The organism is Ectopseudomonas toyotomiensis (assembly GCF_017167985.1).
Classification (GTDB): Bacteria; Pseudomonadota; Gammaproteobacteria; order Pseudomonadales; family Pseudomonadaceae; genus Aquipseudomonas; species Aquipseudomonas toyotomiensis.
This window is the reverse complement of the sequence record NZ_CP070505.1, coordinates 2092214-2118955: the sequence shown is the minus strand read 5'-3', so window position 1 is coordinate 2118955 and position 26742 is coordinate 2092214. Positions and strand designations below refer to the sequence as shown.

Here is a 26742-nt window from a genome sequence, read left to right as displayed (position 1 = left end):
TGGAAGCAATATGGCGCGCCATTTCCGCTACAAGAACCTCTCTTCTGCATGCCTGAACGAAGGGCGTGAGCCCGTTTCTGGCTACCTGCGAAAAACGATAATGTTATGTTATAACAATAACATTATTGCCTCAGGCACCGACTGCGAAGCGTCAAGGCTGACCGCCTTCAACTCGCACACCCGGAGCCTGGAGCGTCCTGACGACTCTCCTGGAATATCCGGAATCACTCACGTGCAGCACCTTCTACGCCTCTGCTCCCTGCCATTCGCGCTGCTGGTCGGCGATGTGGCCATGGCCAGCGAATCTCCTGTCGATCTCCCTGACGTCACCGTCCAGGCGCACGCTGCCGAGGAAGGCGAGAGCGATCTGCATACGCCCACCGCGTCCGGCTCCCGCCTGGAGCTGTCGGCCCTGCAAACGCCGGCCAGCAACAGCAGCCTGAGCGGCGCCGAGGTACGTGGGCGCAACAACCTCACGGTGCAGGACGCCGTGACCCGCACGGCGGGTATCAGCAGCACCGGCTCGCCCGGCAATGGCGGCACCGCGCTGTCGGCGCGCGGCTTCACCGGCCATTCGGCGACCATGCAGCTGTACGATGGCACCCGCCAGTACGTCGGCGCCGGCACCATGACCTTCCCGGTGGACACCTGGTCGGTGGCACGTATCGACGTGCTGCGCGGCCCGGCCTCGGTGCTCTACGGCGAGGGAGCCACCGGTGCGGTGATCAATGTGGTGCCGAAGAAGCCCTTCGCCGGCGAGATCCGCAACCAGCTGCGCCTCGGCTATGGCAGCGATGACCGCCGCCAGGCCGCCCTGGACAGCGGCGGTTCGCTGAGTGACGAACTGAGCTACCGCTTCAACATCAATCAGCAGGCCAGCAATGGCTGGGTCGACCGGGGTGATTCGGATAGCCTGGCGCTCAGCGCCGCCCTGCGCTGGGACGCCAATGATGATCTGAGCTTCACCCTGTCCCACGATCATGGCGATCAGAGCCCCGAGCGCTATCTCGGCACGCCGCTGGTGGCTGGCAAGTACCGCGAGAGCATCCGCGAACGTAACTACAACGTCGCCAATGCCGACATTCGCTACAACGACCAGATCACCCGCCTGGTGAGCGACTGGCGCATCAACGACGTGCTCAGCGCCAGCAACCAGCTCTACTACATCAAGACTCAGCGCTACTGGCGCAATGCCGAGGCCTATCGCTGGCAGCCGGGCGACAGGGTCGAGCGTGGCGAGTTCTACGAGATCAAGCACACCCAGGAACAGGTCGGCGACCGCCAGACCTTCACCCTGGATCACACCCTGTTCGGCCTCGATAGCCGCACGGTAGTCGGGGTGGATTACAACCGCATCCACTTCGCCCGCCAGCACGATTTCGCCAGCAGTTTCAGCGACAGCGTGCCGCTGGCCGGCTCCGGCGGCGGGCAGTACCAGAGCACCGATCCGCTCGGCTACGGCCCGCGCGAGCGCAACCTGGCGCGGCAGTTCTCGCTGTTCGCCGAGAACCGCACCCAGCTGACCGAGCGCCTGTCGCTGGTCACCGGTGTGCGCCGTGATCAGCTGCATATTCAGCGCGACAACCTGATCGATGGCAGCAGCGCCGACCGCAGCCTGAGTGGCGACAATTGGCGCGCCGGGCTGGTCTTCGCCCTGACCCCCGAGCTGTCGCTGTACGGTCAGTACGCCACCAGCACCGAGGGGGTGAGCAACCTGCTGACCCTCAACCCGACTCAGCAGCAGTTCGACCTTAGCGAAGCCAGGCAGAGCGAAATCGGCCTCAAGCAGATGTTCTGGAATGGTCAGGGCGAGTGGACGCTGGCCGCCTACCATATCGTCAAGAAGAAGCTGCTCAGCCGCGAAACCCCGACCTCGCCCACGGTGCAGATCGGCCAGCAATCTTCCGATGGTCTGGAGGCCACCCTGGAATTGGCGCTGGGTCGGGGCTGGCAGGTGTCGGCCAACGCCGCCTTCGTGCGTGCCGAGTACGACGACTTCATCGAAGGTGGTGGCGACCGCAGCGGCAATCGCCCGACCAACGTGCCCAAGCGCACCGCCAACCTGTGGCTGAACAAGGCGCTTGGTGGCGGTGTGGATGCCGGCATCGGCGCGCGTTATGTCGATGCGCGTTATGCCGATACGGCCAACACCGCCAAGGTGCCTGGCTACACCGTGGTCGACGCCAACATCGCCTGGCAGGCGTTGCCGGATGTGCGCCTGGGTCTGGAACTGAACAACCTGTTCGACCGCCAGTACGCCACCAGCGCCAGCAGCGATGGTGAGCAGTGGTACCTGGGGGCGCCACGTTCGTTCTTCGTCACCGCGGATTACAGCTTCTGATGACTCCACGTTTGCGTATCCAGGCGCTGGCCTGGTCGCCCGACGGCCAGCGTCCGCTGCTCGAGGGCATCGACCTGGAAGTCGGCGACGGCGAGCTGCTGGGGCTGATCGGCCCCAATGGCTGCGGCAAGACCAGCCTGCTGCGCTGCGCCTATCGCTTCCAGCGGCCCAGCGTCGGCCAGGTCAAGCTGGACGGCGAGGCGCTGTGGCAGCGCCCGCCGCGCTGGAGCGCGCAGCGCGTGGCCGTGGTGCTGCAGGAATTTCCGCAGGACTTCGGCCTGCGCGTGCACGAGGTGGCGGCCATGGGCCGTACGCCGCACAAGGGCCTGTTCGATGGCGACGACGCCGAGGATCGGCGCCTGGTGGATGAGGCGCTGGCCCGTGTCGGTTTGAGCGGTCTGGCGCAGCAGCCCTTCGCCTGCCTCTCGGGTGGCGAGAAGCAGCGCGCTCTGCTCGCCCGTGCCCTGGTGCAGCAACCGCAAGTGCTGATCCTCGACGAGCCGACCAACCACCTCGATCCGCGCTACCAGCTCGAACTGCTGGGCCAGATCAAGGCGCTGGGCCTGGCGACGCTGGCCAGCTTCCATGACCTCAACCTGGCGGCGGCCTTCTGCGACCGCCTCTGTGTGCTCGACCAGGGCCGTCTGGTGGCCATCGGTACGCCCGCCGAAGTGCTGACCGCCGAGCTGCTGCAGCAGGTGTTCGGCCTGCAGGCGTTGGTCGATACCCATCCACTGGCGGGTCATCCGCGCATTACCTGGATTGTTTGATGAAGCGTTCATGCACGGCTGAACCTGTAGGAGCGAGCTCTGCTCGCGAATCGTGGAAAAAGGCAAAAGCTTCGCGAGCAAAGCTCGCTCCTACACTGGTCGGTGCGATCCTGCTGGCGCTGATCAGCCCCGCCTGGGCCGTCACCGTCACCAGCTGCGATCGCCAACTCACCATCGAGCGACCGCCGCAGCGTGCGGTCAGCCACGACATCACCCTGACCGCCATGCTCCTGGATCTTGGCCTGACGCAGCGCATGGTCGGCTACAGCGGCATCAGCGGCTGGAAGACCGTCGAGCCGGCCATGCAGGCGCAGCTCGATGGGCTACCCGAACTGGCCGCGCGCTATCCGTCGCTGGAGAATCTGCTCGATGCCGACGCCGACTTCTTCTTCGCCGGCTGGAACTACGGCATGCGCATCGGCGGCGAGGTCACCCCGGCCAGCCTGGCGCGCTTCGGCATCCCGGTGTACGAGCTGAGCGAGTCCTGTGCGCACGTTATGCCCAAGCGCGTTGCCAGTCTGGACGATGTCTATACCGACCTGCGCAATCTCGGTCGCATCTTCGCCGTCGAGGAACGTGCCGAGACCCTGGTGCAGGGCATGCAGGCGCGGGTGGCAGCGGTAAGTGCGCAGCTCGGTGAGCAACCGACGCGACCGCGGGTGTTCGTCTACGACAGCGGCGAGGACCTGCCCTTCAGTGCTGGCCGTTTGGGCATGCCGCAGTCGCTGATCGCCGCGGCCGGTGGGCGCAACGTGATGGACGGCGTAGCGGCCAACTGGATGCAGGTGGGCTGGGAAGCCGTGGTCGAGCAGGACCCGGAGCTGATCCTGATCGTCGATTATGGCGAACGTACGGCGGCGCAGAAGCGCGACTTTCTCCTGCAGCACCCGGCGCTGCAGGGCGTCACGGCGATTCGCCAGCAGCGCTTCGTGGTGCTCTCCTATCTCGCCGTCACGCCGAGCCTGGACAACGTCGCCGCCATCGAAACCCTGGCTGCCGCGCTGCATCCCGAGGCCTTCGCGCAGTGACGCGTTTTCGCTTGCTGCTGCTCGGCCTGGCGGTATTGCTGGCGCTGTCCTGTGCGCTGTCGCTGGTCTTCGGTGCGGCTCAGGTGCCGTTGGAGCGCGTGCTGGCAATCCTCGCTCGGCAGCTGTTCGGCATCGAGCCCGCAGTGGCGGTGAGCGCCGGCCAGGACAGCATCGTCTGGCAGCTGCGCGCGCCACGGGTGCTGCTCGGTGCGCTGGTCGGCGCCGGGTTGGCCCTGGTGGGTACGGCGCTGCAGGCGGTAACGCGCAACCCGCTGGCCGACCCGCACCTGCTCGGCGTCAGCTCTGGCGCAGCCTTCGGTGCGGTACTCGTGGTGCTTTACCTGGGCGAGTTCGCCGGGATGCTCAGCCTGCCGCTGGCGGCCTTCGTCGGCGCCATGGCGAGCATGCTGCTGGTGTTGGCGATTGCCAGCCGCGGTGGTCGGCTGCACAGCGAGCGCCTGCTGCTGGCCGGCGTGGCGGTATCCTTCGTGATGATGGCGGCGAGCAACCTGTTGCTGTACCTGGGCAACCCCCATGCGGCCAGCTCGGTGTTGTTCTGGATGCTCGGTGGCCTCGGCCTGGCGCGCTGGGAACTGCTCTGGCTGCCGGCGCTGTGCCTGCTGCTGGCGCTGGCGGTGCTGCTCGGCCTGGGTCGCGCGCTGAATGCGCTGATGGCCGGCGAGCAGAGCGCGGTGAGCCTGGGCCTGGAGCCACGGCGGGTGCGCCTACTGGTGTTCGTGGTGGCGTCCTTGCTCACCGGGGTGCTGGTATCGCTGTCCGGCGCCATCGGTTTCGTCGGGCTGATGCTGCCGCACGTGGCGCGCTTTCTGGTCGGTGCCGAGCACCGTCGCGTGCTGCCGGTGGCGGCGCTGCTGGGGGCGCTGTTCCTGGTCTGGGTCGATGTCGCCGCGCGCACCTGGCTGGCACCGCAGGATCTGCCCATCGGCATCGTCACCGCCGCCATCGGCGGAGCGTTCTTCGTGGCCCTGCTCAGGCGCCGCTAGTCGCCAGGATCGAACTGCTGCAAGGGCGCAAAGGTCATCTAAGCTAGTCTCTGTAACACAGACTCCTGGCCAGGAGGAATGCCCATGCTCGCGCAACTGCCCACCGCACTTCGTGATCTACGACTGCCGCTGCGCCTGAAACTGTGGGACGGCAAGCAGATCGACCTTGGGCCCAAACCCAGGGTGACGCTGGTGGTGAAGGACCCCAGCCTGGTCACGCAACTGGCTCATCCCAGCCTGGATGCCCTGGGCGCTGCCTATGTCGAGGGACGGGTGGATCTGGAAGGCCCCATCGAAGAGGCCATCGAGGTTGGCGATGCCCTGAGTACGGCTCTACTCGGGGATGAGTCCACACCAACTGAGCATTACGTCGCCCACGACAAACGCAGCGACGCCGAGGCCATCAGCTATCACTACGACCTGTCCAACGAGTTCTACCGCCTGTGGCTGGACCGCGACATGGTCTACTCCTGCGCCTACTTCGAAACCGGTCAGGAAGACCTGAACCAGGCCCAGCAGGCCAAGCTGCGCCACCTGTGTCGCAAGCTGCGCCTGCAGCCGGGTGACAAGCTGCTCGATGTCGGCTGCGGCTGGGGCGGCCTGGCGCGTTTTGCCGCGCGCGAGTTCGACGTCGAGGTCTACGGTATCACCCTCAGCCAGGCGCAACTGGAGCTGGGCCTGCAGCGCGTGGCCGAGGAGGGCCTGGAAGGGCGCGTGACCCTGGAGCTGCTGGATTACCGTGACCTGCCGCAGGACGGCCGCTTCGACAAGGTGGTCAGCGTCGGCATGTTCGAGCACGTTGGCCACGCCAACCTGCCGCTGTACTGCCAGCGTCTGTTCGGCGCAGTCAAGGCCGGCGGCCTGGTGATGAACCATGGCATCACCTCGCGCTTCACCGACGGCCGTCCGGTCGGTCGTGGCGCCGGTGAGTTCATCGACCGCTACGTGTTCCCGCAGGGTGAGCTGCCGCACCTGGTGACCATCAGCAAGGCAATCAGCGAGGCCGGGCTGGAGATCGTCGATGTCGAGAGCTTGCGCCTGCACTACGCACGCACCTTGCAGCTGTGGAGTCAGGGCCTGGAGCGGCAGTTGCAGAAGGCCGCGCAGTGGGTACCGGAAAAGTCCCTGCGTATCTGGCGCCTATACCTGGCCGGCTGCGCGTACGGCTTCCAGCATGGCTGGATGAACCTGCATCAGATCCTGGCGGTAAAGCCGCGCGATGACGGCGCTCATGATCTGCCGTGGACCCGTGCCGACCTGTATTCGTGATGGAGTAACATGCGGCTCGTACTGATCCCGCGAGCCGCCCATGCCCTTGCCGCAACAGCATCGTTACCGCGTACTGTTCACCGTTCTGGCGATTCTCGCCGGTCTGCTGCTGAGCCTCTGGCTCGGTGGACGGCATGCCGAGCAGCGCGCCTGGGACGAGCGTAGCGTCGAGGCGCGCGGGCAGTTGCAGCTCTATGCCCAGTCGATTCGCACCCTGGTCGAGCGCTTCAGCTCGGTACCGGAAGTGCTGGCGCTGGACAGCGATATCCGCAGCCTGCTGCGCGCGCCGCATGATCGTCAGCTACGCCTGGCGCTGAACCAGCGCCTGGAGCGGCTCAACGCGGCCGCCGGCTCCACCGTGCTGTACCTGCTCGATGCCCAGGGCGAAACTCTGGTGGCCAGCAACTGGCGCGACTGGAGCAGTTTTGTCGGCAACAACTACGCCTTCCGTCCCTATTTCCAGAACGCCCTGCGCGATGGCGGTGCACGCTATTTCGCGGTGGGCGTGACCACCGGTATTCCCGGCTATTTCCTCTCCCACGTGGTGCGCGATGCCCAGGGCGAGCTGCTCGGCGTACTGGTGGTCAAGCTGGAGCTGGAAGACCTGCAGCGCGAATGGGTCGGTCAGCCCGGCGTGCTGCTGGTCGCCGACAGCTATCAGGTGGTGATCCTCAGCAACAAGCCGATCTGGCGCTTTCGCGCCTTGCAGCCACTCGACGAACAGGCGCGCGCCGAACTGGTGGAGGTGCGCCGCTACGCCGAGCAGGCGCTGCAGCCGCTGGCGCATCAGGTGCATCGGCATATCGACGACGATGCTGACTGGGCGCGCGTCGATGGCCCCGACGGTAATCGCGACTATCTCTGGCAGCGTCTGCACATGCCCGAAGAGGGCTGGACCCTGCATCTGCTCAGCGAGCCGGTCGGTCTGGCGGATAGCGTGCGCAGCTATCGCCTGGCTGCTGCCGGGGTGTGGATGACCTTCGCCTTCCTGCTGTTGTTCCTCGCCCAGCGCCGCAAGAACCAGCGTCTGCAGGCCGGCATCCGCGAGCGCCTGGAGCGCGAGGTGGCGCTGCGCACCGCCGAGCTGCGCGAAGCCCAGGACGGCCTGGTGCATGCCGCCAAGATGGCCGCGCTGGGGCAGATGTCGGCGGCGCTGGCGCACGAGATCAACCAGCCGCTGACCGCCCTGCAGATGCAGCTCGGCAGTCTGCGCCTGCTGCTCGACAGTGGTCGGCCGGAAGCGGTGCGCGACGGTCTGCAGCGCATCGATGGTCTGCTGCAGCGCATGGCGGCGCTGACCGGCCACCTCAAGACCTTTGCCCGCAAGACCCCGGCCGGCCTCAGCGAGCGCCTGTGCCTCGGTGATGTGCTGGAGCAGGCCCTGCAGCTGTTGGCACCGCGCATGCGCAGCGAGCAGGTGGAGCTGCGCACGCAGATCGACGACGAGGCCGAAGTGCTTGGCGATGCCATCCGCATCGAACAGGTGATCCTCAACCTGCTGCACAACGCCCTCGACGCCATGGCCGAGAGCGAATCACGCATCCTGCTGGTGCGCATCGCCCGTGAAGACGATGGCTGCCTGCTCAGCGTCGAGGACAGTGGCGGCGGCATCGCCGAGGAAACCCTCGGTCGCGTATTCGAACCCTTCTTCACCACAAAGCCGGTGGGGCAGGGTTTGGGGCTCGGGCTGGCGGTGTCCTACGGTATCGTGCGCGATCTCGGCGGCACGTTGGAGGCGCATAACGGTGAGCTGGGCGCGGTGTTTACCCTGAGGCTGCCGGCTGCGCCGTAGCTCCCTTCACAGTGGTGTCGCGGCTGGTGCGCATGGCGCACCCTACGAACTGCGCGGCCGGCCGTAGGGTGCGCCGCGCGCACCGGGTTTCGCCAGAAACTGGCGCTCGTCGCAGTCTAGGGTGGGTTAGGCGTGTCACCGATATCACGATGACTTCGCAACTTTATGCCGCGCCGTAACCCACCATTGGTGTCTCGCGGGACGATCGTCCGGTGGGTTACGCGTCGCAGCACTGGCGGAGGTGTGTTGAAGGGAGTGGTTCGCGGCGCTAACCCACCCTACACTGCGGCCGTTCTCAAGAGGAGGTACCATGAGCGCTCAGGTCATAGTGGTCGACGACGAAGCGGCGATTCGCGAGGCGGTGCAGCAGTGGCTGGAACTGTCCGGTTTCGAGGTGCGTACCTGCGCCAGTGCGGCCGAAGCCTTGGCTCTGGTCGACCGCGACTTCCCCGGCATCGTCGTCAGCGATGTGCGTATGCCCGGCAGCGATGGCCTGCAATTGCTGGATAAGCTGCTGCAGGTGGACACCGACCTGCCGGTGATCCTGGTCACCGGTCATGGCGATGTACCCATGGCGGTGCAGGCACTGCGTCAGGGGGCCTATGACTTCATCGAGAAACCCTTCACCCCCGAGCGTCTGCTCGACAGCGTGCGCCGTGCGTTGGACAAGCGCCGGCTGGTTTGCGAGAACCGCCAACTGCGTCGGCAGGTGGCCGACAAGGGCCGTATCGAGAGCCAACTGATCGGCATTTCGCGGCCGATGGAAAACCTGCGGCGGCAGATCCTCGAACTGGCCGGCACCTCGGTCAATGTGCTGATCCGCGGCGAGACCGGCAGCGGCAAGGAGCGCGTGGCGCGCAGCCTGCACGATTTCAGCCCACGGGCTAGCAAGGCCTTCGCCGCGCTGAACTGTGCGGCGATTCCCGAGACCATCTTCGAAAGCGAGCTGTTCGGTCACGAGAGCGGCGCCTTCACTGGCGCCCAGGCACGGCGCATCGGCCGTATCGAGCATGCCGATGGCGGTACCCTGTTCCTCGACGAGGTGGAGAGTCTGCCGCTGGCGCAACAGGTCAAACTGCTGCGCGTGCTGCAGGAAAAGACCCTGGAACGCCTCGGCTCGAACAAGAGCATCCAGGTCGACCTGCGAGTGATCAGCGCGGCCAAGCCGGATCTGCTCGACGAGGTCAAGGCCGGGCGTTTCCGCGAGGACCTGGTGTACCGCCTGAACGTCGCTACCCTGCATATTCCGCCGCTGCGCGAGCGCCGCGAGGACATTCCGCTGCTGTTCGAACATTTCGCCCATGAGGCGGCGCTGCGTCATGGGCGCGAAGCGCCGCCACTGGCGCCGAGCGAACTGGCTCGGTTGCTCGGCCATGACTGGCCGGGCAACGTCCGTGAGCTGATCAACGCCGCCGAGCGCCATGCCCTGGGGCTTTCCAGCCCGCCGCCAGCCGAGCGTTTCGCCGGTCAGGCGCTGGCGCAGCAGATGGAGGCCTTCGAGGCGCAGTGCCTGCACAACGCCTTGCTGCAATGCCAGGGCAACATCACCGCAGTGATGGAAATGCTGCAGTTGCCGCGCCGCACTCTCAACGAGAAGATGCAGCGCCATGGCCTGGCGCGCGGTGATTACCTGCCGGGGGGCGAAGAGTAGGGCGTCGCAGGGCCGCTTAGGTCGTGCGCAGCAAATTTTTGGACCGCGGTACTCTCGGTGCGCACGGCGCACCCTACGGGTAAGCAAGTCTGATCGCCTTCACCTGTGGGGCTCCGCCCCGGGCGAAGCTTTTGGGTATGAGCTTGGTATTGCGCGATGGCCGCCATTCGCCGCGGGGCGTGGCTCCTACTGAGCGCGTGACGCGATAAGCGGAATTTTGCCGACCCTGTCACAGATGTAGGCGATTTCCCGCTCAATGACCCATCGGTCTTTAGATGTAACCCCTCTATCTCGGGCTTTTCAGGCCCTGGCACGGCATCTGCTATGACAGTTACAGCCGCGCAGCATCTTGCCGACGTGGCGACCATAACAACGACAAGAGGTCAGCCCATGAACTGCCATGCCCCTCGCGCCATGCCGCACTCGCTGCCGTGCATGGGCCGCCTTCCTACCGCGCCCGCCGCGGCTCTTGTCCAACGTTGCACCCTGCGCTGCTGATCGCGCAACGTCGACGCCGCCTGCGTGGCGTCGTCTAGAGTGAAACTCTGCATACAGCCAATAACAACGACGGAGATACTTCCATGCGACTGACCAAGAAACTCAGCCTGTTCGCCGCTGCCGCGGCCATCACTGCCAGCACCGCAGTGCTCGCTGCCCCGACTTTCATCAACGTGCTCACCGGCGGTACCAGCGGTGTCTACTACCCGATTGGCGTGGCTCTTTCGCAGCTCTACAGCAACGGCATCGAGGGCTCCAAGACCTCGGTCCAGGCGACCAAGGCGTCGGTGGAAAACCTCAACCTGCTCGAAGCCGGTCGCGGTGAGCTGGCCTTCGCCCTCGGTGACTCGGTGGCCGATGCCTGGAACGGCGTCGAAGACGCTGGCTTCAAGGCGCCGCTGAAGAAAATCCGCGCTATCGCCGGTACCTACCCGAACTACATCCAGATCGTCGCCAACGCCGAATCCGGCATCAAGACCCTGGAAGACCTCAAGGGCAAGCGCATCTCCGTCGGCGCGCCGAAGTCCGGCACCGAGCTCAACGCTCGCGCCATCTTCGAAGCCGCTGGCCTGACCTACAAGGACATGGGCAAGGTCGAGTTCCTGCCCTACGCCGAGTCGGTCGAGCTGATCAAGAACCGTCAGCTGGACGCCACCCTGCAGTCCTCCGGTCTGGGTATGGCCGCCATTCGTGACCTGGCTTCGACCATGAAGATCAGCTTCGTCGCCATCCCGGCCGAAGTGACCGCGAAGATCGACAACGCCGCCTACGAGGCAGCCACCATCCCGGCTGGCACCTACGACGGTCAGGACGCTGACGTGCCCACCGTTGCCATCACCAACATCCTGGTCACTCACGAAGGCGTGTCCGACGAAGTGGCCTACCAGATGACCAAACTGATGTTCGACAACCTCGGCCGCCTGGGCACCGCTCACTCCGCCGCTCAGGACATCAAGCTGGAGACCGCCACCCAGAACCTGCCGATCCCGCTGCACCCGGGTGCCGAGCGCTTCTACAAGGAAGCCGGCGCGCTGTAATGACGGCTCGGACCGTGGCGCTTGCGCCGCGGTCCGGTCTTCACAGAATCGCGAATAAAACCGGCGTTCATGGACGGTAGGTTTTGTTGGCGACTCTGTCCCGTATCGAAGTAGTCATGAGGTTTGCACTCCATGAGTGAGCAGAATCAGGGTATGGGCGCCAGCCCGTCCGACTGGCCGAAGGCGTTGTTCGCCGTCGCGCTGCTGTTTTCCATCTTCCAGATCGTCACCGCGGCTTTCCACCCGGTATCTACCCAGGTGCTGCGTGCGGTGCACGTCGGCTTCCTGTTGCTGGTGGTGTTCATCAGCATCCCGGCTTTCGGCGCCAAGCGCCCCTGGCAGCCGCTGGCCTGGCTGCTCGGCCTGGCCGGTATGGCCACGGCGGTCTACCAGTGGTATTTCGAGGCGGACCTGATCCTGCGTTCCGGTGACATGACCACCAGCGACATGATCATCGGCATAACCCTCATCGTGCTGGTGTTCGAGGCCGCGCGCCGGGTCATGGGCATCGCCCTGCCGATCATCTGCGCGCTGTTTCTTGCCTATGGCATGCTCGGCCAGTACCTGCCGGGCGACCTGATGCATCGCGGCTACGGCTTCGACCAGATCGTCAACCAGCTGGCCTTCGGTACCGAGGGCCTGTACGGCACGCCGACCTACGTGTCGGCTACCTACATCTTCCTGTTCATCCTGTTTGGCGCCTTCCTCGAGCAGGCCGGGATGATCAAGCTGTTCACCGATTTCGCCATGGGCCTGTTCGGCCACAAGGTCGGCGGCCCGGCCAAGGTGTCGGTGGTGTCCTCGGCGCTGATGGGCACCATCACCGGTTCCGGCGTGGCCAACGTGGTCACCACCGGCCAGTTCACCATTCCGCTGATGAAGCGCTTCGGTTATCGCCCGGCTTTCGCCGGCGGGGTCGAGGCCACCTCGTCGATGGGCAGCCAGATCATGCCGCCAATCATGGGCGCCGTGGCCTTCATCATGGCCGAGACCATCAACGTACCCTTCTTCGAAGTGGCCAAGGCCGCACTGATCCCGGCGTTGCTGTACTTCGGTTCGGTGTTCTGGATGGTCCACCTGGAGGCCAAACGCGCCAACCTGCGCGGCCTGCCCAAGGAAGAATGCCCGAACCCGTGGAAGGCCGTGCGTGAACGCTGGTTTCTGCTGATCCCGTTGTTCATCCTCATCTACCTGCTGTTCTCCGGGCGTACCCCGCTGTTCTCCGGCACCGTTGGCCTGGCGTTGACCGCCATGGTCATCCTCGGCTCAGCGATCATCCTGCGGGTCTCGTCCAAGGTCATGCGCTTCGCCTTCTGGATCGCCCTGGGCGTGCTCTGCGCCGGCTTCTTCCAGCTTGGTATCGGCGTGGTGTTCGGCGTCATCGCGGCGCTGGTAGCGGTCTGCTGGTTCGTCAAGGGCGGCCGCGACACCCTGACCCTGTGCCTGCACGCGCTGGTCGAGGGCGCGCGCCATGCGGTGCCGGTGGGCATCGCCTGCGCCCTGGTCGGGGTGATCATCGGCGTGGTGTCGCTGACCGGGGTGGCCTCCACCTTCGCCGGCTACATCCTCGCCATCGGCCAGGACAACCTGTTCCTGTCGCTGGTGCTGACCATGCTCACCTGCCTGGTGCTGGGCATGGGTATCCCGACCATCCCCAACTACATCATCACCAGCTCGATTGCCGCGCCGGCCCTGCTGGAACTGGGCGTGCCGCTGATCGTCTCGCACATGTTCGTCTTCTACTTCGGCATCATGGCCGACCTCACGCCTCCGGTGGCGCTGGCCTGCTTCGCCGCCGCGCCGATTGCCAAGGAGCGTGGTCTGAAGATCAGCTTCTGGGCAGTGCGTATCGCCATCGCTGGCTTCGTCGTGCCGTTCATGGCGGTCTACTCGCCAGCGCTGATGTTGCAGGGCGACAGCCTGCTGGCGACTTTCTACGTGCTGTTCAAGGCGGCACTGGCCATCGGTATCTGGGGTGTGGTGTTCACCGGCTTCCTGCAGGCCAAGCTGACCTGGTGGGAGCGCATCCTGGGCCTGGCCGCTGGTGCCAGCCTGATTCTCGCCACCCCGATCAGTGACGAAATCGGCTTTGCCCTCAGTGCCATCTTCATCGCTCAGCACCTGTGGCGCGCTCGTCGTGCCGAGGCGGCGACGGCGTGATCGGCCTCTGCCTGGGGTTGGCCGGCGCGGTATGGGCAGAGTTGCCCACGTCGTCCTTCACCCTGGCCTGGACCCACACCATCGAGAAGGTGCGCTGGGAAGAGGATTACCGTGTCACCGCCGAGGGCCTGGTCCTCGGCGAGGCGCGGGTCAAGGGTTCCGGCGCCGGAATGGAAATTCCCGACGGCGCCGAACTGCGCAATGGCAGCTGGCACTACCAGCGTCAGCTACCGCCTTTGCAACCCCTGCGAGTCGGGCGTACGCCTGAAGCCGGGGATTACCAACTGTGTTTCAACCAGCGTTGTCGCCCGATGAGCGATTGGCTCGGCCCGCCACAAGCGAGCCAGCCGGCGTTGGAACTCTGGAGCTGTGAGCTGAGCTCCCCTGCGGCTGACGCGGGCTAGGTTCGCCAGAGCGGACTCAGGCTTCCGGCGCCACAAGTGCCGGATCAAAAGAAGGAAACCCCCATGCGGCGCGAGCCTGTGGGGGTTTTGTTCATCTAGGGCCTGCTAGGCTTGGCTAACCACCTGCCCAGGAGACCTGCCATGCGCCCTCTGTTTCGCTTCGCCCTCCCGCTTGCTCTCTGCCTGTCGCCCGTCATGGCCAGCGCCCTGGATCTTAAGCCCGGTGTCTGGGAAGTCAGCTCGCACAACATGCAGGTGGGTGGCCAGGCCATGCCCGGCATGGAGGAAATGCTGGCGCAGATGCAGAACCTGCCGGCCGAACAGCGGCAGATGATGGAGAACATGATGGCCGAGCAGGGCATCAAACTCGGTGCCGGTGGCGTGCAGATGTGCCTCACCGCCGAGCAGATCAAGGCTCAGGAAATCCCCCTGCACGACCCTGACTCCGGCTGCAGCAACGAGATTCTCGAACGCAGCGCGACGCTATGGAAATTCCGCTTCAACTGCCCGGATGCTCAGGGTGAAGGGGAGACGCGTTTCGTCAGCGACAAGGAATTCACCACCCAGGTCAAAGGCACCTACAACGGCCAGCCGAGCAGCATGGAAAGTCGAGCACGTTGGGTCGGGGCGGATTGCGGCATCCTCAAAAGCAAATAAATGCAGCTGTAGATGTAAATTATTCGTATTGACTAAGGGGATGCCTGCTGCGAGAATTTTGTCGCTAATTGTTTGCATTTGCGATTGGCAAATGCCTGCCAGGGAGGCACTCGGCTGCGAAGGGACTATCTGCGGCTATCGACAGCGCATCAGGAGATCGTCCCTTGTTCAGCAGAAAAACCCACCTGGCCGTGGCGGTTGCGGCCGCCTGCAGTTTCAATCAAGCCCTGGCCGAGCAGGAGCAGATCGAGCTCGATGCCCAGACCGTGGTTGGCAGCAGCAGTACGGTGGCCGAGGTCGATAGCTACAAATCCACCCCCAGCAGCGCTGCGACCAAGCTCGACCTGACTCCGCGGCAGACGCCGCAGTCGATTTCCACCCTGAGCGGCGCCCAGCTGCGCGACTTCAAGCTCACCAGTGTCAACGATGCGCTCAAGGCCGTGCCGGGCGTGCAGGTACAGGAAGTCGAAACGGATCGCACCTACTACACCGCCCGCGGCTTCGACATCACCAACTTCCAGTACGACGGCATCTCCGTGCCCTTCGTCTACGGCAACGTCGAGGGCGATCTGGACACCTCGATGTACGAGCGCGTGGAAGTGATCCGCGGTGCCAACGGCCTGATTTCCGGCACCGGCAACCCGTCGGCAACGGTCAACTTCGTGCGCAAGCGACCGACCGCCGTGCCGCAGGCGCGCGTGGACCTGACCGCCGGCTCCTGGGACAAGCGACGTATCGATACCGACGTATCCGGCGCGCTCAACGATGCCGGCACAGTGCGTGGGCGCGTGGTGTACGCCAACGAAAACAAGAACTCCTACCTCGACCGTTACTCGCGTGAGAAGAACGTGTTCCATGGCGTACTGGAGTTCGACCTGGACAACCGCACCGTCTTCACCCTCGGTCATACCCTACAGACCAGCGATGCCAACTCACCGATGTGGGGGGCTTTGCCGCTGAACTACAGCGATGGTTCGAAGACCGACTATTCCCGTTCGACCAGCACGTCCTCCGATTGGGCCTATTGGGACGTCAAGGAAAACCGCACCTTTGCCGAGCTGGCGCACACCTTCGACAACGGTTGGCAAGCCAAGACCGTACTGACGCGAGTGGAAAAGAAGGGCGATGGCTCGTTGTTCTACATGTACGGTACGCCGGATCGGAATACCGGCCTCGGCCTGTTCAGCTATCCGTCCGAGTATAAGGACGAGAACAAGCAGCTGATCGTCGATGTGCAGGCCAGTGGACCATTCAACCTGGCTGGCCGCCAGCATGAGGCCGCCTTGGGCGCCAGCTGGTCGCGTTCGGAATTGAGCGATATTTCCTACTATGACTCCACGAGAGGTACAGCTCTGCCGCCACTGGAGGAGTGGAATGGCGACATTGGCAGGCCGCTGAATGATCTGCCCACCAATGGCAGTGACTTCACCGACCGCATGACGAGCATGTACGGTGCCGCGCGTTGGAGCCTGACCGATAACTTGAGCTTGATCACCGGTACCCGTGTCGTCGACGTGAAAAGTAACGGTACCAACTACGGTGTAGAGAAAAACTCGAAGAACAGCGGCAAGGTGGTGCCCTACGCGGGCGTGGTCTACGACATCACCGATCAGTATTCGGTCTATGCCAGCTATACCGAGATCTTCGATCCGCAGACCAAAACCAATGCTGCAGGCTCGCGCCTGGCGCCGGTAGAGGGTGTGAACTACGAGGTGGGCATCAAGGGCGAGCTGTTCGACGATAAGGTCAACGTGGCGCTGGCCGTATTCCGCACCGAGCAGGACAACTTCGCCCAACAGGCGGGCACCATCGGTGGCCGCGCCTATTACCGCGCGGTCGAGGGGCTGACCAGCGAAGGCTACGAGATCGAGATTTCCGGCCAGCCCATTCAGGGGCTGGAGCTGAATGCGGGCTACACCTTCGTCGACATCACCAATGCCGATGGCTCGCACGGGGTCACCTACTCGCCCAAGCACATGGTCAAGACCGCTGCCACCTATCGTGTTCCAGCGATGGACAAACTCAAGGTTGGCGCTGCTGTGCGTTGGCAGGACGACACTCACAACGGTATTGCCGAGCAGGATGCCTACGCCGTGGTCGACCTGATGGCCAGCTACGATATCGACCCGAACTGGAGCGTGTCGGCCAACCTCAACAACCTCACTGACGAGAAGTATCTGAGCAGCCTGTACTGGACTCAGGCCTACTACGGCGCCCCGCGTAATGCCAGCGTGAGCGTCAGCTGGAAGTACTGAGCCGCCGCCACGCCACCGGCCGACTCACAGCCCGTGGCGACGGCGAATTTCCCCCACCAGCTCGGCCTGTTCTTCGAGAAAACGGTTGAACGCCTCGATCAGTTGCGGATGGTGGATGCTCGACAGGTAGTAGTGATCTTCCACGTGCGGCAGTTGCGGGTCGAACACCAGGCTGTCGGCTGCCATGCGCATCTGCCTGAGTTGGTGAGCCACTACCCTGGGGTTGAGGTAGACGGCGTCGACGCGGTCACTGCTTGCCATGCGCAGCAACGAGTCGATCTGGTTGGCCTGGATCAGGCGTATGTGCCCGGCGCGGATGTCCGGCAGATAGGGCCAGGGCGTGAAGCCGTTCTGCGTGCCGAGCAGTTCGATACGTTGCTGGCCCTGACCGAGGTGCTGCGGCTTGACCAGGATGCCATCTACATAGGGCGCTGCCGGGGCGCTGTAGTGAATGTCATGGCCGGCCTTCTGGTCGGCGTTCCATTGCGGGTGATCGGGGAACTTGAGGTCGACCCGGCCGGACAGAAAGTCACCGAGCAGGCGCCTGACCGGCAGCGGCATGTAGACGAAGCGATAGCCATGCTCGGCGGCGAAGGCGTCCAGCAGATCGCGCGCATAGCCACGGTATTCGCCGTTCTCCACATCCGAGTAAGGCTGATAGGGCTGCAGTTCGACACCGACGTGAATCTCCTCCTGCGCCAGAGCGGGCAGGACGAACAGGCAGAGCAGCAGGGCAGAGCACTTGGTCATGGCGTGCAGGTTCTCGCTGACAGCTAACAGCGGTTGGCACCCTAACCATAGCCGCGGCTCAGAGAATCGGCGAGATCAGCCGCGCTACGCGCATGCCCAGTTGCTGCAGGCGGTGCAGGTTGCGCCGGTCGGCGTTGACCAGCTCGCGTGAGAGGCTGAAGTCTTCCTCCAGCATGTTCGCTACCAGGGCGTTGAAGCCCTCGTCGAAGGTCAGCAGGCTGGCCTCGAAATTCAGGCGGAAGGAGCGGTTGTCCAGGTTGGCGCTGCCCAGCATGCTGACATCGTGGTCGATCAGCAGCGCCTTCTGGTGCAGGAACCCCGGTTGGTAACGGAAGATGCGCACGCCGGCGCGCAGCGCCTCGAAGGCATACAGGCTGGAGGCGGCATAGACAATGCGGTGATCGGGGCGTGACGGCAGCAGCAGGCGCACGTCCACGCCGCGCATCACCGCCAGGCGCAGTGCGGCGAACAGCGCCTCGTCGGGCACGAAGTAGGGGCTGCTCAGCCACACCCGCTCGCGCGCTGCATGAATCGCTTCGACGAACAGCAGCGAGCAGGTTTCCTGCGGATCGGCCGGGCCACTGGCGATCACCTGGCAGAGCAGGCCGGGTTCATCCTGCTTGCTCGGCATCAGCAGCGGCGGCAGCTTCTGGCAGGCCCAGTACCAGTCTTCGGCGAAGGCTTCCTGCAGGCTGGCCACCACGGGGCCGCGCACTTCGACGTGAGTATCGCGCCAGGGCGCCAGCGGCGGTTTCTGCCCAAGGTATTCGATGCCGACGTTGAGCCCGCCGAGAAAGCCGATCTCGCCGTCGACCACGACGATCTTGCGGTGGTTGCGGAAATTCAGCTGAAAGCGATTGAACAGCCCGGAGCGTGTGGGGAAGGCGTGTATCTGCACGCCGCCGCGGCGCAGGCGATCAATGAAGGCGGCGGACAACGAATGGCTGCCGACGCCGTCATACAGCACATGCACCTGTACGCCTGCGGCGGCGCGCTCCAGCAGTACGTCTTGCAGGCGCCGGCCGAGGCGGTCATCGCGGATGATGAAGAATTGCAGCAGAATCACCTGCTGGGCGCTGGCCAGGGCTGCGAAGATGGCGGCGAAGGTGGCTTCGCCGTCGATCAGCAGTTCGACGCGGTTGCCGATCAGGCCGGGCAGATGCGACAGGCGCGGCAGCGCGCGCAGTCGGTCGTAGGCCGGCGACAGGTGCGCCGCCTTGGCTTCCTCGACCCAGGGGCGCCAGTCCTGTTCGGCCATGGCGTGGTGCATTTCCTTGTCGGCCTGGCGCCGCGCCTTGACGTAGGCATCGAAGCGGCTGCGGCCGAACACCAGGTACGGCAGCAGCGTCAGGTAGGGCATGAAGAACAGCGACAGACCCCAGGCCAGCGCGCCTTGGGCGGTGCGCACGGTCAGCACGGCGTGGATCGCGGCCAATACGCCAAGGGCGTGAATGGTGGCGATCAGGTAGGCGAACAGATGGGGAATGCCGAAATCCGCAGGCATGCAGGGTCTTCCTTTGCACAGGCTGTGTGCAGCTGACCACGGGGGTTATGCAGCGTTCGCGAGCATCCTGCCATGGCTATCTGGCGAATGGCAGTGTCGGGCAAATTGCCACCTTTCGAGGAATTATTCAGGACTCTCATGTGTCTGTGAGTCTGAGTGAGCGGAATTCATGTGTTACCCTTTCCGGTTCGACCCGTTTGCAGGTCGTCTTTAATTGGAGGAGGGCATCCGTCCTGTTCACGTTCGGCTTAGCGAGCCCAAAACACATCAAGGAGTACGCCTCGTATGGGAAACGTCCCTTCGCATGACACGACCCCGCCATCCGCAGCGGAAACCCACGAAGGCATCCCGGCACCGACCGGTGAAGCCAACCTGATCGACACCGATTACGTCATCGGTCAGGACAACATCAAAGGGCAGTTCGTCTTCGCCCTCGACATTCATGGCAAGGTTTTCACCATCTCCGCGATCGTCGCGGTGATTTTCGTGATCCTCGCCCTGGCCCTACAGAACCAGATCGAGCCGCTGTTCAGCGGGCTGCGCGACTGGCTCACCCACCACATGGCCTGGTTCTTCATCGGCGCCGCCAACATCTTCGTCATCCTCTGTATAGGTCTGATCCTTTCGCCACTGGGGAAGGTGCGTATCGGCGGCAAGGACGCGACTCCCGATTACACCTACATGGGCTGGTTCTCCATGCTGTTTGCTGCCGGTATGGGTATCGGTCTGATGTTCTACGGTGTGTCCGAACCCATGTCGCACTACAGCTCGGCGATGGGCGGCATCACCGTCGGTGAGGACGGTGTGCGCACCGACTGGGCACCGCTTGGTGGCGCCGCCGGCAACGCCGAAGAAGCCGTGCGCCTGGGCATGGCCGCGACCATCTTCCACTGGGGCCTGCATCCCTGGGCGATATACGCCATTGTCGCGCTGGCGCTGGCGCTGTTCTCGTTCAACAAGGGCCTGCCGCTGTCGATCCGCTCGATCTTCTACCCGATCCTCGGCGAGCGCGTCTGGGGCTGGCCAGGGCATATCGTCGACATTCTCGCGGTGTTCGCCACCCTGTTCGGTCTGGTCACTTCGCTGGGTTTGGGCGCGGAGCAGGCGGCTGCGGGTGTGGAGTACCTGTTCGGCATCCCGGCCACGGACACCACCAAGGTACTGCTGATCGTCGCCATCACCCTGATTGCCCTGGCCTCGGTGGTTGCCGGCCTCGACAAGGGGGTCAAGCGCCTGTCGGAGATCAACATGGGCCTGGCCATGGCCCTGCTGCTGTTCATCATCATCGCCGGGCCGACCCTGGTGATCTTCACCGACTTCTTCAAGAACCTCGGCGCCTACCTGCAGTACCTGCCGGCGTTGTCCAACCCGGTCGGCCGTGAAGACGCCAACTTCAGCCAGGGCTGGACCGCCTTCTACTGGGCCTGGTGGATCAGCTGGTCGCCGTTCGTGGGCATGTTCATCGCCCGCGTCAGCCGTGGTCGCAGCGTGCGTGAATTCCTCGTTGCCGTGCTGCTGGTGCCGTCGCTGGTCTCGGTGCTGTGGATGACCGCCTTTGGTGGCACCGCGATCAACCAGTTGCTGGTCGATGGTTTCACTGGCGCGCAGGAAGCCGGCCTCGAGCTGAAGCTGTTCAGCATGCTCGGTGAAATGCCGCTGACCGGTATCACCTCGTTCATCGGCATCGTGCTGGTGGTGGTGTTCTTCATCACCTCGTCGGACTCCGGCTCGCTGGTGATCGACACCATCACCGCGGGCGGCAAGGTCAACGCGCCGGTACCGCAGCGCGTGTTCTGGGCCAGCATCGAGGGCGTGATCGCCATCGCCCTGCTGCTCGGTGGCGGTCTGGTTGCGCTGCAGGCCATGGCCGTGTCGACGGGCCTGCCGTTCACCATCGTGTTGCTGGTGGGCTGTATTTCCATCGTCAAAGGCCTGATGAGCGAGCCGCGTTAAGCGACGAACGGCCCTCTCCCATGGACGGGCGCGGGTCGTTCCGGCCATAAATGAAAACGCCGCGAACCTGTCAGGGTCCGCGGCGTTTTCGTATCTGGCGGTCGTGCATCAGCACTCGATGATATTCACCGCCAGGCCGCCACGGGCGGTTTCCTTGTACTTGGTCAGCATGTCTGCGCCGGTCTCGCGCATGGTCTTGATCACCTTGTCCAGGCTGACGTAGTGCGAGCCGTCGCCGTACAGCGCCATGCGCGCGGCATTGATGGCCTTCACCGAGGCGATGGCGTTGCGCTCGATGCAGGGAATCTGCACCAGGCCGCCGACCGGGTCGCAGGTCAAGCCGAGGTGGTGCTCCATGCCGATTTCTGCGGCGTTCTCGACCTGCTCCGGGGTGCCGCCAAGTACCGCGCACAGCGCGCCGGCCGCCATCGAACAGGCCACGCCGACTTCACCCTGGCAGCCGACTTCTGCGCCGCTGATCGAGGCGTTTTCCTTGTACAGGATGCCGATGGCGCCGGCGGTCAGCAGGAAATCGATGATGCCGCGCTCGCTGGCGCCGGAAATGGCGTTGGCGTAGTAGTGCAGCACTGCCGGGATGATGCCGGCGGCGCCGTTGGTTGGCGCGGTGACCACGCGACCACCGGCGGCGTTCTCCTCGTTCACCGCCAGGGCCCAGAGGTTGACCCAGTCGAGCATGCGCAGCGGGTCTTCCAGGTAGCTGCGCTGGAAACCGCCCAGCTTGCGCGCCAGGATTGCGGCACGGCGGCGCACCTTGAAGCCGCCCGGCAGGATGCCCTCGGTGCGGCAGCCACGGTCGACGCAGGCCTGCATCACCTTCCAGATTTCCAGCAGGCCGGCATCGGTCTCTTCGTCGCTGCGCCAGTGGCGTTCGTTGCGGCGCATCACCTCGGCGATGCCGATGCCGTTCTCGCGCGCCAGGCGCAGCAGGTCGGCACCACTGCTGAACGGCAGCGGCAGGCTGGTGGCATCCGGGGCGATGACCTTGTGCTTGGAGCCGTCGGCGAGGATCGCCTCGCTGACCACGAAACCGCCGCCCACCGAGTAGTAGGTGGCCTCGTGCACCTGAATCCCGGCGGCGTCGAAGGCGGCGAAGCGCAGGCCATTGGCATGCAGCGGCAGCGCCTTGCGGAACATCTTCAGGTCGGCCTTCTCGTCGAAGGCGACGGCGTGCTTGCCGGCCAGGACGATGCGCTTGTCGCGGCGGATGGTCTCGATGTAGCCCGGCACCTGGTCCACGTCGACTGTGTCCGGCTCGTAGCCGCTGAGGCCGAGCAGCACCGCCTTGTCACTGCCGTGGCCCTTGCCGGTGGCGCCCAGCGAGCCATACAGCTCGGCGGCGACACGGTTCACCTGCGGCATGTGGCCGTGGTTTTCCAGGGCGTGGGTGAACAGCGCGGCCGCCCGCATCGGGCCGACGGTGTGGGAACTGGAGGGGCCGATACCGACTTTGAACAGGTCGAAAACGCTGATAGCCATGGCGAGATTCTTCTTCTGTGGGCACGCCTGAAAACCGGGTTTTCAGCGATGCCTCAATGTGGGTGAACCACGCGCCCGGTTCAGCGCGTGTGGATATCTCTATCTAAGGCCGGCCATATCATTATGTATACTGATTTATTTTTAACCTATTCGTTAGCGACCCTTAACTATTGAGATCGCGCCATGGACATCACCCGCCTGCGCACCCTGCGTGAACTGGCCCGCTGCCGCACCATGGCGGCGGCTGCCGAGTCACTGCACCTGACGCCCTCGGCGGTTTCGCAGCAGGTTGCCCAGCTTGAGCGTGAGGCGGATATGGCGCTGATCGAACGGCGCGGTCGCGGCGTGGTACTGACGCCGGCCGGCGAGCGCCTGGTTGCGCATGCCGAACGCATTCTCATGGTGCTCGACGAAGCGCGCTCGGAGCTGGCGCTGCTGCGCGGCGAAATCGCCGGTGAGCTGCGTGTGGCCGCCTTTCCTTCGATTGCCGTGGCGGTGATCGCGGAAACCGTGCGTGCGCTGCGCAGCGCCTACCCGCGCTTGAACGTGGTGGTGCTGGAACTGGAACCGCAGGAAAGCCTCAGCGCCCTCGGCGCCTGGCAGATCGACGTGGCGGTGATCGACGACCTAGCCGTGCAGCCCGACGAGAACCGCGAGAACTACGCACTGATTCCCCTGACCCAGGATCAACTGCACGTGCTGCTGCCCATCGACCATGCACTGGCCAGGCGCGACAGCCTGACCATCGCCGAGCTGCGCGACGAAGCCTGGGCGCTGGACTCCACCGGCAGCTCGTTCGGCGAATTCATCACCAACCTGTGCCGCCGCTCGGGCTATGCGCCGCGTATCAACGCCCACTGCGCGGGCTTCGAGATGGTCGCGGCCATGGTCGCCTCGGGCAACTCCATCTCCATCGTCTCCGGCCTGCGCCTGGTACGCCCGCTGCCCGGCGTCACCGCCGTCCCGCTGCTGCCGGATATCCAGCGCGGCGTGTTCCTAGCCTACCGCAAGGGCGAGCGCGATCATCCGGCGGTCAATGTCTTTCTCGACGAGGCGGTGTACACCGCCGACAAGGTCCTCGGCTAACGCCACTGGCCCCTATAGGAGGGGCTGGGCGGCAGTCCGCTTTAGCCGCAAGGCTTTTGCTCGCCTCTCCCATTCATGGGAGACGACTGCATGGATGCAGGAGATAGAGCAACGCAGGATGCCCACGCCGAGGGGCTGGGGGGAGAGGGTGCTTTTGATGGTACCCACGCTCTGCGTGGGTACCATCAAACTGTCCGTTTGCCGACTTCTACTCAGCGGGAGTGACAGGCTCTTGAGCCGCTTCAGCCTCCAACTTCGCCCTGTCAGCTTTGCTGACGTACTTGGGTTTGTTGCTTTTGGGTGCGAGCTTGGCATTGGCCTTCATGGCGTGAGCTTCGAGCAGTTGTTTGATCTTCTTGCGGCGATTCATGGGCGTGTGCTTGTGTTGTCTTGATTCGAGAGTACCCGCACGTCGCGCGGGTGGCTGGGGTTCAGGTCCAGAGAGCGCTGATCGGCGTATGCGCCGGGTAGTGCCTCGCCACCTGCGCTTGCAGCAGTTCTCCACAGGCCAGCGCGTCGGTCAGCGCATGGTGTGCGGAGTAGAGCGGAAGGCTATAGCGCAGGCGGCTCTCGGCCAGGCGGATGGAGGTGGGCTCACGACCGCGCAGGCGATCCCACCAGCTCACAGTGCGTTTGGGATGCAGGCGGGCTTCCAGTTCCATGGTATCGATGATGGGGAAGATCAGCCCTTCGCCCAGGTGCTGGCGCACGGCCTGGTCGAGGAAGCTGCGCTCGATATTACGGTAGTGCGCCACCACCACCTTGCCGGCCAGGGCTTCGAGCAGTTCGTCGAGCACACTGGCCAGGCGTGGGGCGTGGCGGATGTCGCTGTGGGTGATGTGGTGGAAGGTGACCGATTCGGCGTTCAACTCGCTGGTGGGCTTGACCACCCAATAGCGCGCCTCGCTGCAGCGTATGCGTTGCAGGCTCAGCGGTACCAGGCCAAGGCTGACGATGGCGTGCTCACGCGGGTCGAGGCCGGTGGTTTCCACGTCCAGTGCCACCAGCGGGACATCCTGCAGCGGCGTATCGGCCGCGACGCAGCCGGCGCCGTAGTAGGCGAGCAGGCGCGGGTCGCGGCTGCTGTCGGCGAGGCTGGCGAACAGTTGCGGCCAGTCCTGGGCCGCGCGCTCACTCATCGTGGACGGCTCGCCGGTTGCGCCGGGTAGCGAAAGCGCAGGAATTTCTGCGCGTTGCTGATCACCTGGAAGGCTTCCTTGAGGTGCTGGCGTTCGCTGGCGCTGAACTGTTCCGGCTCGATGTAGTTGCTTGGCGCGTTGCCGGCCTCTACTTCACGGGCCTGGTGGCGCACGCGCACCAGGCTGAGGAACTCGAAGGCGTAGCGCAGGTGCTCCAGCGCTTCCTTGGGCAACAGTTTGGTGGCGGCGATGGCGTCGAGGCGATCCAGCGAGTTCTGTGCCTTGGAACCACAAGCCAGGGCGTGTACGCGGATCAGGTCGGTAAGCGGCGCAGTACCGCGGCCCTTGAGGTTGATGATGTTGCGGTGGCGGCCGTCGGTTTCCATCACAAAGGTGCGGAAGAAGCCCAGCGGCGGCGTGCGGTTGAGCGCATTACGTGCCAGCGCGGCGAGGAAAGCGGGACTGGCGCTGGCCTTCTGTGCCAGCAGGTCCTTGAGGTTTTCCACCAGCTCGGTTTCGCCGTAGAGGCCGTCGAGGTCGAAGAAGATGCTGGCGTTGAGCAGGGTTTCCGGGTTGGGCCGCTCGATCCACTCGCTGAAGTACTGCCGCCACACCTTCAGCGGCTGCCGCCATCTGGGATTGGTGGCCATGATGCCGCCCTTGCAGTAGCTGTAGCCGCAGGCGGCCAGGCCATCGCTGACGAACTGCGCCAATTCGGCGAAGTAGGCGTCGTGTTCGTCCGCATCGAAGCGGTCGTCGAGCACCAGGGCGTTGTCCTGGTCGGTGAGCAGCAGTTGCTCGTCGCGGGCCATGGAGCCGGCAGCCATGAAGCAGTAGGGCACCGGGGGCGGACCGAGCTTCTGTTCGGCCAGCTCCAGCAGGCGCTGGCCGAAGGCGCGGCCGATACCGCTCATGGCGCTGCCGACCATGTGCGCGCTGGCGTCGTCGGCGACCATTCGTACGAAGGTGGCGCGCAGGTCCGGCAGCAGGCTCTTGAGCCCGTCCACCGAGGTCTTGTTGAAGATGCCGTTGACCAGATACAGGCTGCTGCGTGACTCGTAGCGGATGATGTCGGCCAGCGCTACCACGCCAACTGGGCGGCGGCGATGCAGCACCGGCAGATGGTGGATGTTGTTGCGCAGCATGCACAGCATGGCCTCGAACACCGAGTCGTCGGCCTGCAGGGTGATGGGGTTGGGCGTCATGATCTGGCTGACAGGGGTATCGCTGGGCAGGCCGGCGGCGACCACGCGGGTGCGCAGGTCGCGGTCGGTGAGAATGCCGGCCATCACCTGGGTCTGCTGCTCGGCCACGTCCACCTGACTCGGGTCGGGCCAGCGTGTGCCGGGGTCGACGACGATCACCGAGGATACGCTGTGTTCGGTCATCACCTGCGCTACCTGCTGGATCGGCGTATCCAGCGGCACGCTGATCGCACTGCGCGAGATCAGCTTGCGCACCTTGATCTTCATCAGCTCGCTGGCCTTGCCGTGGCTGTCTTCCAGGGCGGATTTCAGACGCGACTGGCCTTCGGCTTCGACGAAGTCGGCGAAGCTGTCGAACTGCTCGCAGAGCTGATGGAACAGCGCGCCGGGGATGAAGTAGATCAGGCTGTCTTCGATCGCGGTGGCACCCAGGCGTACCTTGTTGCCGCGCAGCAGGCCGGCCTGGCCGAAGATGTCGCCCTCGGTGAGGCGGTTGTGCAGTTCGCCGCCACGCCGGTGGATTTCCACCGCGCCGCTGCGCACGTAATGCAGCTCGTGGATCGGCGCACCGACGGCGAGGATTTCGCTACCGGCCTTGAAGTAGCCCACTTGCACCTGGCGGGCGATCTCGTCGAGAGTTTGTTCCGGCAGGTTGTCGAAGGGGGCATAGCGATTCAGGTGGTCGCGGATCTCGATCAGTTCGATCTGCATGCGGGCTGTGGGTCATGGCGAATGGCTCTCC

The 26742-nt window shown here is 64.6% G+C and carries 20 protein-coding genes; 14 read left to right on the top strand and 6 right to left on the bottom strand.

Translation table 11 applies throughout. From position 1 onward, the window contains the following. Window positions 1-232 precede the first annotated feature (232 nt). The 12 genes from JWV26_RS09750 (at window position 233) to JWV26_RS09695 (ending at window position 16866) form a co-directional block, all read left to right on the top strand. Entirely contained in the window at window positions 233-2341 is a 2109-nt protein-coding gene (locus tag JWV26_RS09750; protein WP_206418929.1) for a TonB-dependent receptor, read from the top strand. After that, the gene (locus JWV26_RS09745; protein WP_206418928.1) at window positions 2341-3111 is read left to right on the top strand and encodes an ABC transporter ATP-binding protein; all 771 of its coding nucleotides are present in this window, start codon (window positions 2341-2343) and stop codon (window positions 3109-3111) included. Before JWV26_RS09750 ends, JWV26_RS09745 begins: the two co-directional genes overlap by 1 nt. Continuing rightward, the gene (locus JWV26_RS09740; protein ID WP_241201287.1) at window positions 3111-4139 is read left to right on the top strand and encodes an ABC transporter substrate-binding protein; all 1029 of its coding nucleotides are present in this window, start codon (window positions 3111-3113) and stop codon (window positions 4137-4139) included. The genes JWV26_RS09745 and JWV26_RS09740 overlap by 1 nt, the downstream gene beginning before the upstream one ends. Continuing rightward, on the top strand, window positions 4136-5143 hold the full coding sequence (locus JWV26_RS09735) for a FecCD family ABC transporter permease (RefSeq protein ID WP_206418927.1): 1008 nt from the start codon (window positions 4136-4138) through the stop codon (window positions 5141-5143). Before JWV26_RS09740 ends, JWV26_RS09735 begins: the two co-directional genes overlap by 4 nt. An 84-nt stretch (window positions 5144-5227) precedes the next feature. Continuing rightward, entirely contained in the window at window positions 5228-6412 is a 1185-nt protein-coding gene (cfaB, locus tag JWV26_RS09730; RefSeq protein WP_072425199.1) for a C17 cyclopropane fatty acid synthase CfaB, read from the top strand. Window positions 6413-6452: 40 nt separating this feature from the next. Then, window positions 6453-8204: a sensor histidine kinase gene (locus tag JWV26_RS09725; protein WP_074915647.1), complete on the top strand. Its 1752-nt coding sequence runs from the start codon at window positions 6453-6455 to the stop codon at window positions 8202-8204. Between the two features lie 310 nt (window positions 8205-8514). Next, entirely contained in the window at window positions 8515-9855 is a 1341-nt protein-coding gene (locus JWV26_RS09720; RefSeq protein WP_074915649.1) for a sigma-54-dependent transcriptional regulator, read from the top strand. A 581-nt stretch (window positions 9856-10436) separates the two neighbouring features. Next, the gene (locus JWV26_RS09715; protein ID WP_072425202.1) at window positions 10437-11390 is read left to right on the top strand and encodes a TAXI family TRAP transporter solute-binding subunit; all 954 of its coding nucleotides are present in this window, start codon (window positions 10437-10439) and stop codon (window positions 11388-11390) included. A gap of 132 nt (window positions 11391-11522) precedes the next feature. After that, window positions 11523-13550, top strand: a complete 2028-nt coding sequence (locus JWV26_RS09710; protein ID WP_206418926.1) for a TRAP transporter permease — start codon at window positions 11523-11525, stop codon at window positions 13548-13550. Continuing rightward, on the top strand, window positions 13547-13954 hold the full coding sequence (locus JWV26_RS09705) for a DUF1850 domain-containing protein (RefSeq protein ID WP_206418925.1): 408 nt from the start codon (window positions 13547-13549) through the stop codon (window positions 13952-13954). The genes JWV26_RS09710 and JWV26_RS09705 overlap by 4 nt, the downstream gene beginning before the upstream one ends. A 141-nt stretch (window positions 13955-14095) precedes the next feature. Beyond that, complete coding sequence (locus JWV26_RS09700) at window positions 14096-14611, top strand: DUF3617 domain-containing protein (RefSeq protein ID WP_206418924.1); 516 nt, start codon at window positions 14096-14098, stop codon at window positions 14609-14611. 164 nt (window positions 14612-14775) lie between these two features. After that, window positions 14776-16866, top strand: coding sequence for a TonB-dependent siderophore receptor (locus tag JWV26_RS09695; protein ID WP_074915657.1), 2091 nt, complete (start codon window positions 14776-14778; stop codon window positions 16864-16866). A 24-nt stretch (window positions 16867-16890) separates the two neighbouring features. On the opposite strand, the gene JWV26_RS09690 is transcribed toward JWV26_RS09695, so the two are convergent. Both JWV26_RS09690 and cls read right to left on the bottom strand, forming a co-directional pair. Further along, window positions 16891-17616 (bottom strand): substrate-binding periplasmic protein, encoded by a 726-nt coding sequence (locus JWV26_RS09690; RefSeq protein ID WP_206418923.1) that lies wholly within the window; start codon window positions 17614-17616, stop codon window positions 16891-16893. A 58-nt stretch (window positions 17617-17674) separates the two neighbouring features. Further along, window positions 17675-19120 (bottom strand): cardiolipin synthase, encoded by a 1446-nt coding sequence (cls, locus tag JWV26_RS09685; RefSeq protein WP_074915661.1) that lies wholly within the window; start codon window positions 19118-19120, stop codon window positions 17675-17677. Between the two features lie 285 nt (window positions 19121-19405). On the opposite strand from cls, the gene JWV26_RS09680 reads away from it, so the two are divergent. Next, the gene (locus JWV26_RS09680) at window positions 19406-21073 is read left to right on the top strand and encodes a BCCT family transporter (RefSeq protein ID WP_072425209.1); all 1668 of its coding nucleotides are present in this window, start codon (window positions 19406-19408) and stop codon (window positions 21071-21073) included. 108 nt (window positions 21074-21181) lie between these two features. On the opposite strand, the gene JWV26_RS09675 is transcribed toward JWV26_RS09680, so the two are convergent. Continuing rightward, window positions 21182-22570 carry an L-serine ammonia-lyase gene (locus JWV26_RS09675; RefSeq protein WP_093047794.1) on the bottom strand — a complete coding sequence of 463 codons (1389 nt, stop codon included), beginning with the start codon at window positions 22568-22570 and terminating at the stop codon, window positions 21182-21184. Between the two features lie 183 nt (window positions 22571-22753). On the opposite strand from JWV26_RS09675, the gene JWV26_RS09670 reads away from it, so the two are divergent. Beyond that, window positions 22754-23656, top strand: coding sequence for a LysR family transcriptional regulator (locus tag JWV26_RS09670; protein WP_160018754.1), 903 nt, complete (start codon window positions 22754-22756; stop codon window positions 23654-23656). A 208-nt stretch (window positions 23657-23864) separates the two neighbouring features. Here the strand turns inward: JWV26_RS09670 and JWV26_RS09665 are convergent, their stop codons facing one another. The 3 genes from JWV26_RS09665 to JWV26_RS09655 form a co-directional block, all read right to left on the bottom strand. After that, window positions 23865-24026: a DUF2986 domain-containing protein gene (locus tag JWV26_RS09665; RefSeq protein WP_206418922.1), complete on the bottom strand. Its 162-nt coding sequence runs from the start codon at window positions 24024-24026 to the stop codon at window positions 23865-23867. 61 nt (window positions 24027-24087) lie between these two features. Further along, window positions 24088-24795: a 3'-5' exonuclease gene (locus JWV26_RS09660; RefSeq protein WP_206418921.1), complete on the bottom strand. Its 708-nt coding sequence runs from the start codon at window positions 24793-24795 to the stop codon at window positions 24088-24090. Next, a complete protein-coding gene (locus JWV26_RS09655; protein ID WP_206418920.1) occupies window positions 24792-26711 on the bottom strand; it encodes a DUF294 nucleotidyltransferase-like domain-containing protein in 1920 nt (639 codons plus the stop codon). Before JWV26_RS09655 ends, JWV26_RS09660 begins: the two co-directional genes overlap by 4 nt. Between the last annotated feature and the right edge of the window lie 31 nt (window positions 26712-26742).

Excerpts from the sequence above, each read along its gene's own strand:
- JWV26_RS09745 (WP_206418928.1), top strand. The coding sequence starts at position 2,341 with ATGACTCCACGTTTGCGTATCCAGGCGCTGGCCTGGTCGCCCGACGGC.
- JWV26_RS09740 (WP_241201287.1), top strand. The coding sequence starts at position 3,111 with ATGAAGCGTTCATGCACGGCTGAACCTGTAGGAGCGAGCTCTGCTCGC.
- cfaB (WP_072425199.1), top strand. The coding sequence starts at position 5,228 with ATGCTCGCGCAACTGCCCACCGCACTTCGTGATCTACGACTGCCGCTG.
- JWV26_RS09725 (WP_074915647.1), top strand. The coding sequence starts at position 6,453 with ATGCCCTTGCCGCAACAGCATCGTTACCGCGTACTGTTCACCGTTCTG.
- JWV26_RS09720 (WP_074915649.1), top strand. The coding sequence starts at position 8,515 with ATGAGCGCTCAGGTCATAGTGGTCGACGACGAAGCGGCGATTCGCGAG.
- JWV26_RS09715 (WP_072425202.1), top strand. The coding sequence starts at position 10,437 with ATGCGACTGACCAAGAAACTCAGCCTGTTCGCCGCTGCCGCGGCCATC.
- JWV26_RS09710 (WP_206418926.1), top strand. The coding sequence starts at position 11,523 with ATGAGTGAGCAGAATCAGGGTATGGGCGCCAGCCCGTCCGACTGGCCG.
- JWV26_RS09700 (WP_206418924.1), top strand. The coding sequence starts at position 14,096 with ATGCGCCCTCTGTTTCGCTTCGCCCTCCCGCTTGCTCTCTGCCTGTCG.
- JWV26_RS09690 (WP_206418923.1), bottom strand. The coding sequence starts at position 17,616 with ATGACCAAGTGCTCTGCCCTGCTGCTCTGCCTGTTCGTCCTGCCCGCT.
- cls (WP_074915661.1), bottom strand. The coding sequence starts at position 19,120 with ATGCCTGCGGATTTCGGCATTCCCCATCTGTTCGCCTACCTGATCGCC.
- JWV26_RS09680 (WP_072425209.1), top strand. The coding sequence starts at position 19,406 with ATGGGAAACGTCCCTTCGCATGACACGACCCCGCCATCCGCAGCGGAA.
- JWV26_RS09675 (WP_093047794.1), bottom strand. The coding sequence starts at position 22,570 with ATGGCTATCAGCGTTTTCGACCTGTTCAAAGTCGGTATCGGCCCCTCC.
- JWV26_RS09670 (WP_160018754.1), top strand. The coding sequence starts at position 22,754 with ATGGACATCACCCGCCTGCGCACCCTGCGTGAACTGGCCCGCTGCCGC.
- JWV26_RS09665 (WP_206418922.1), bottom strand. The coding sequence starts at position 24,026 with ATGAATCGCCGCAAGAAGATCAAACAACTGCTCGAAGCTCACGCCATG.
- JWV26_RS09660 (WP_206418921.1), bottom strand. The coding sequence starts at position 24,795 with ATGAGTGAGCGCGCGGCCCAGGACTGGCCGCAACTGTTCGCCAGCCTC.
- JWV26_RS09655 (WP_206418920.1), bottom strand. The coding sequence starts at position 26,711 with ATGCAGATCGAACTGATCGAGATCCGCGACCACCTGAATCGCTATGCC.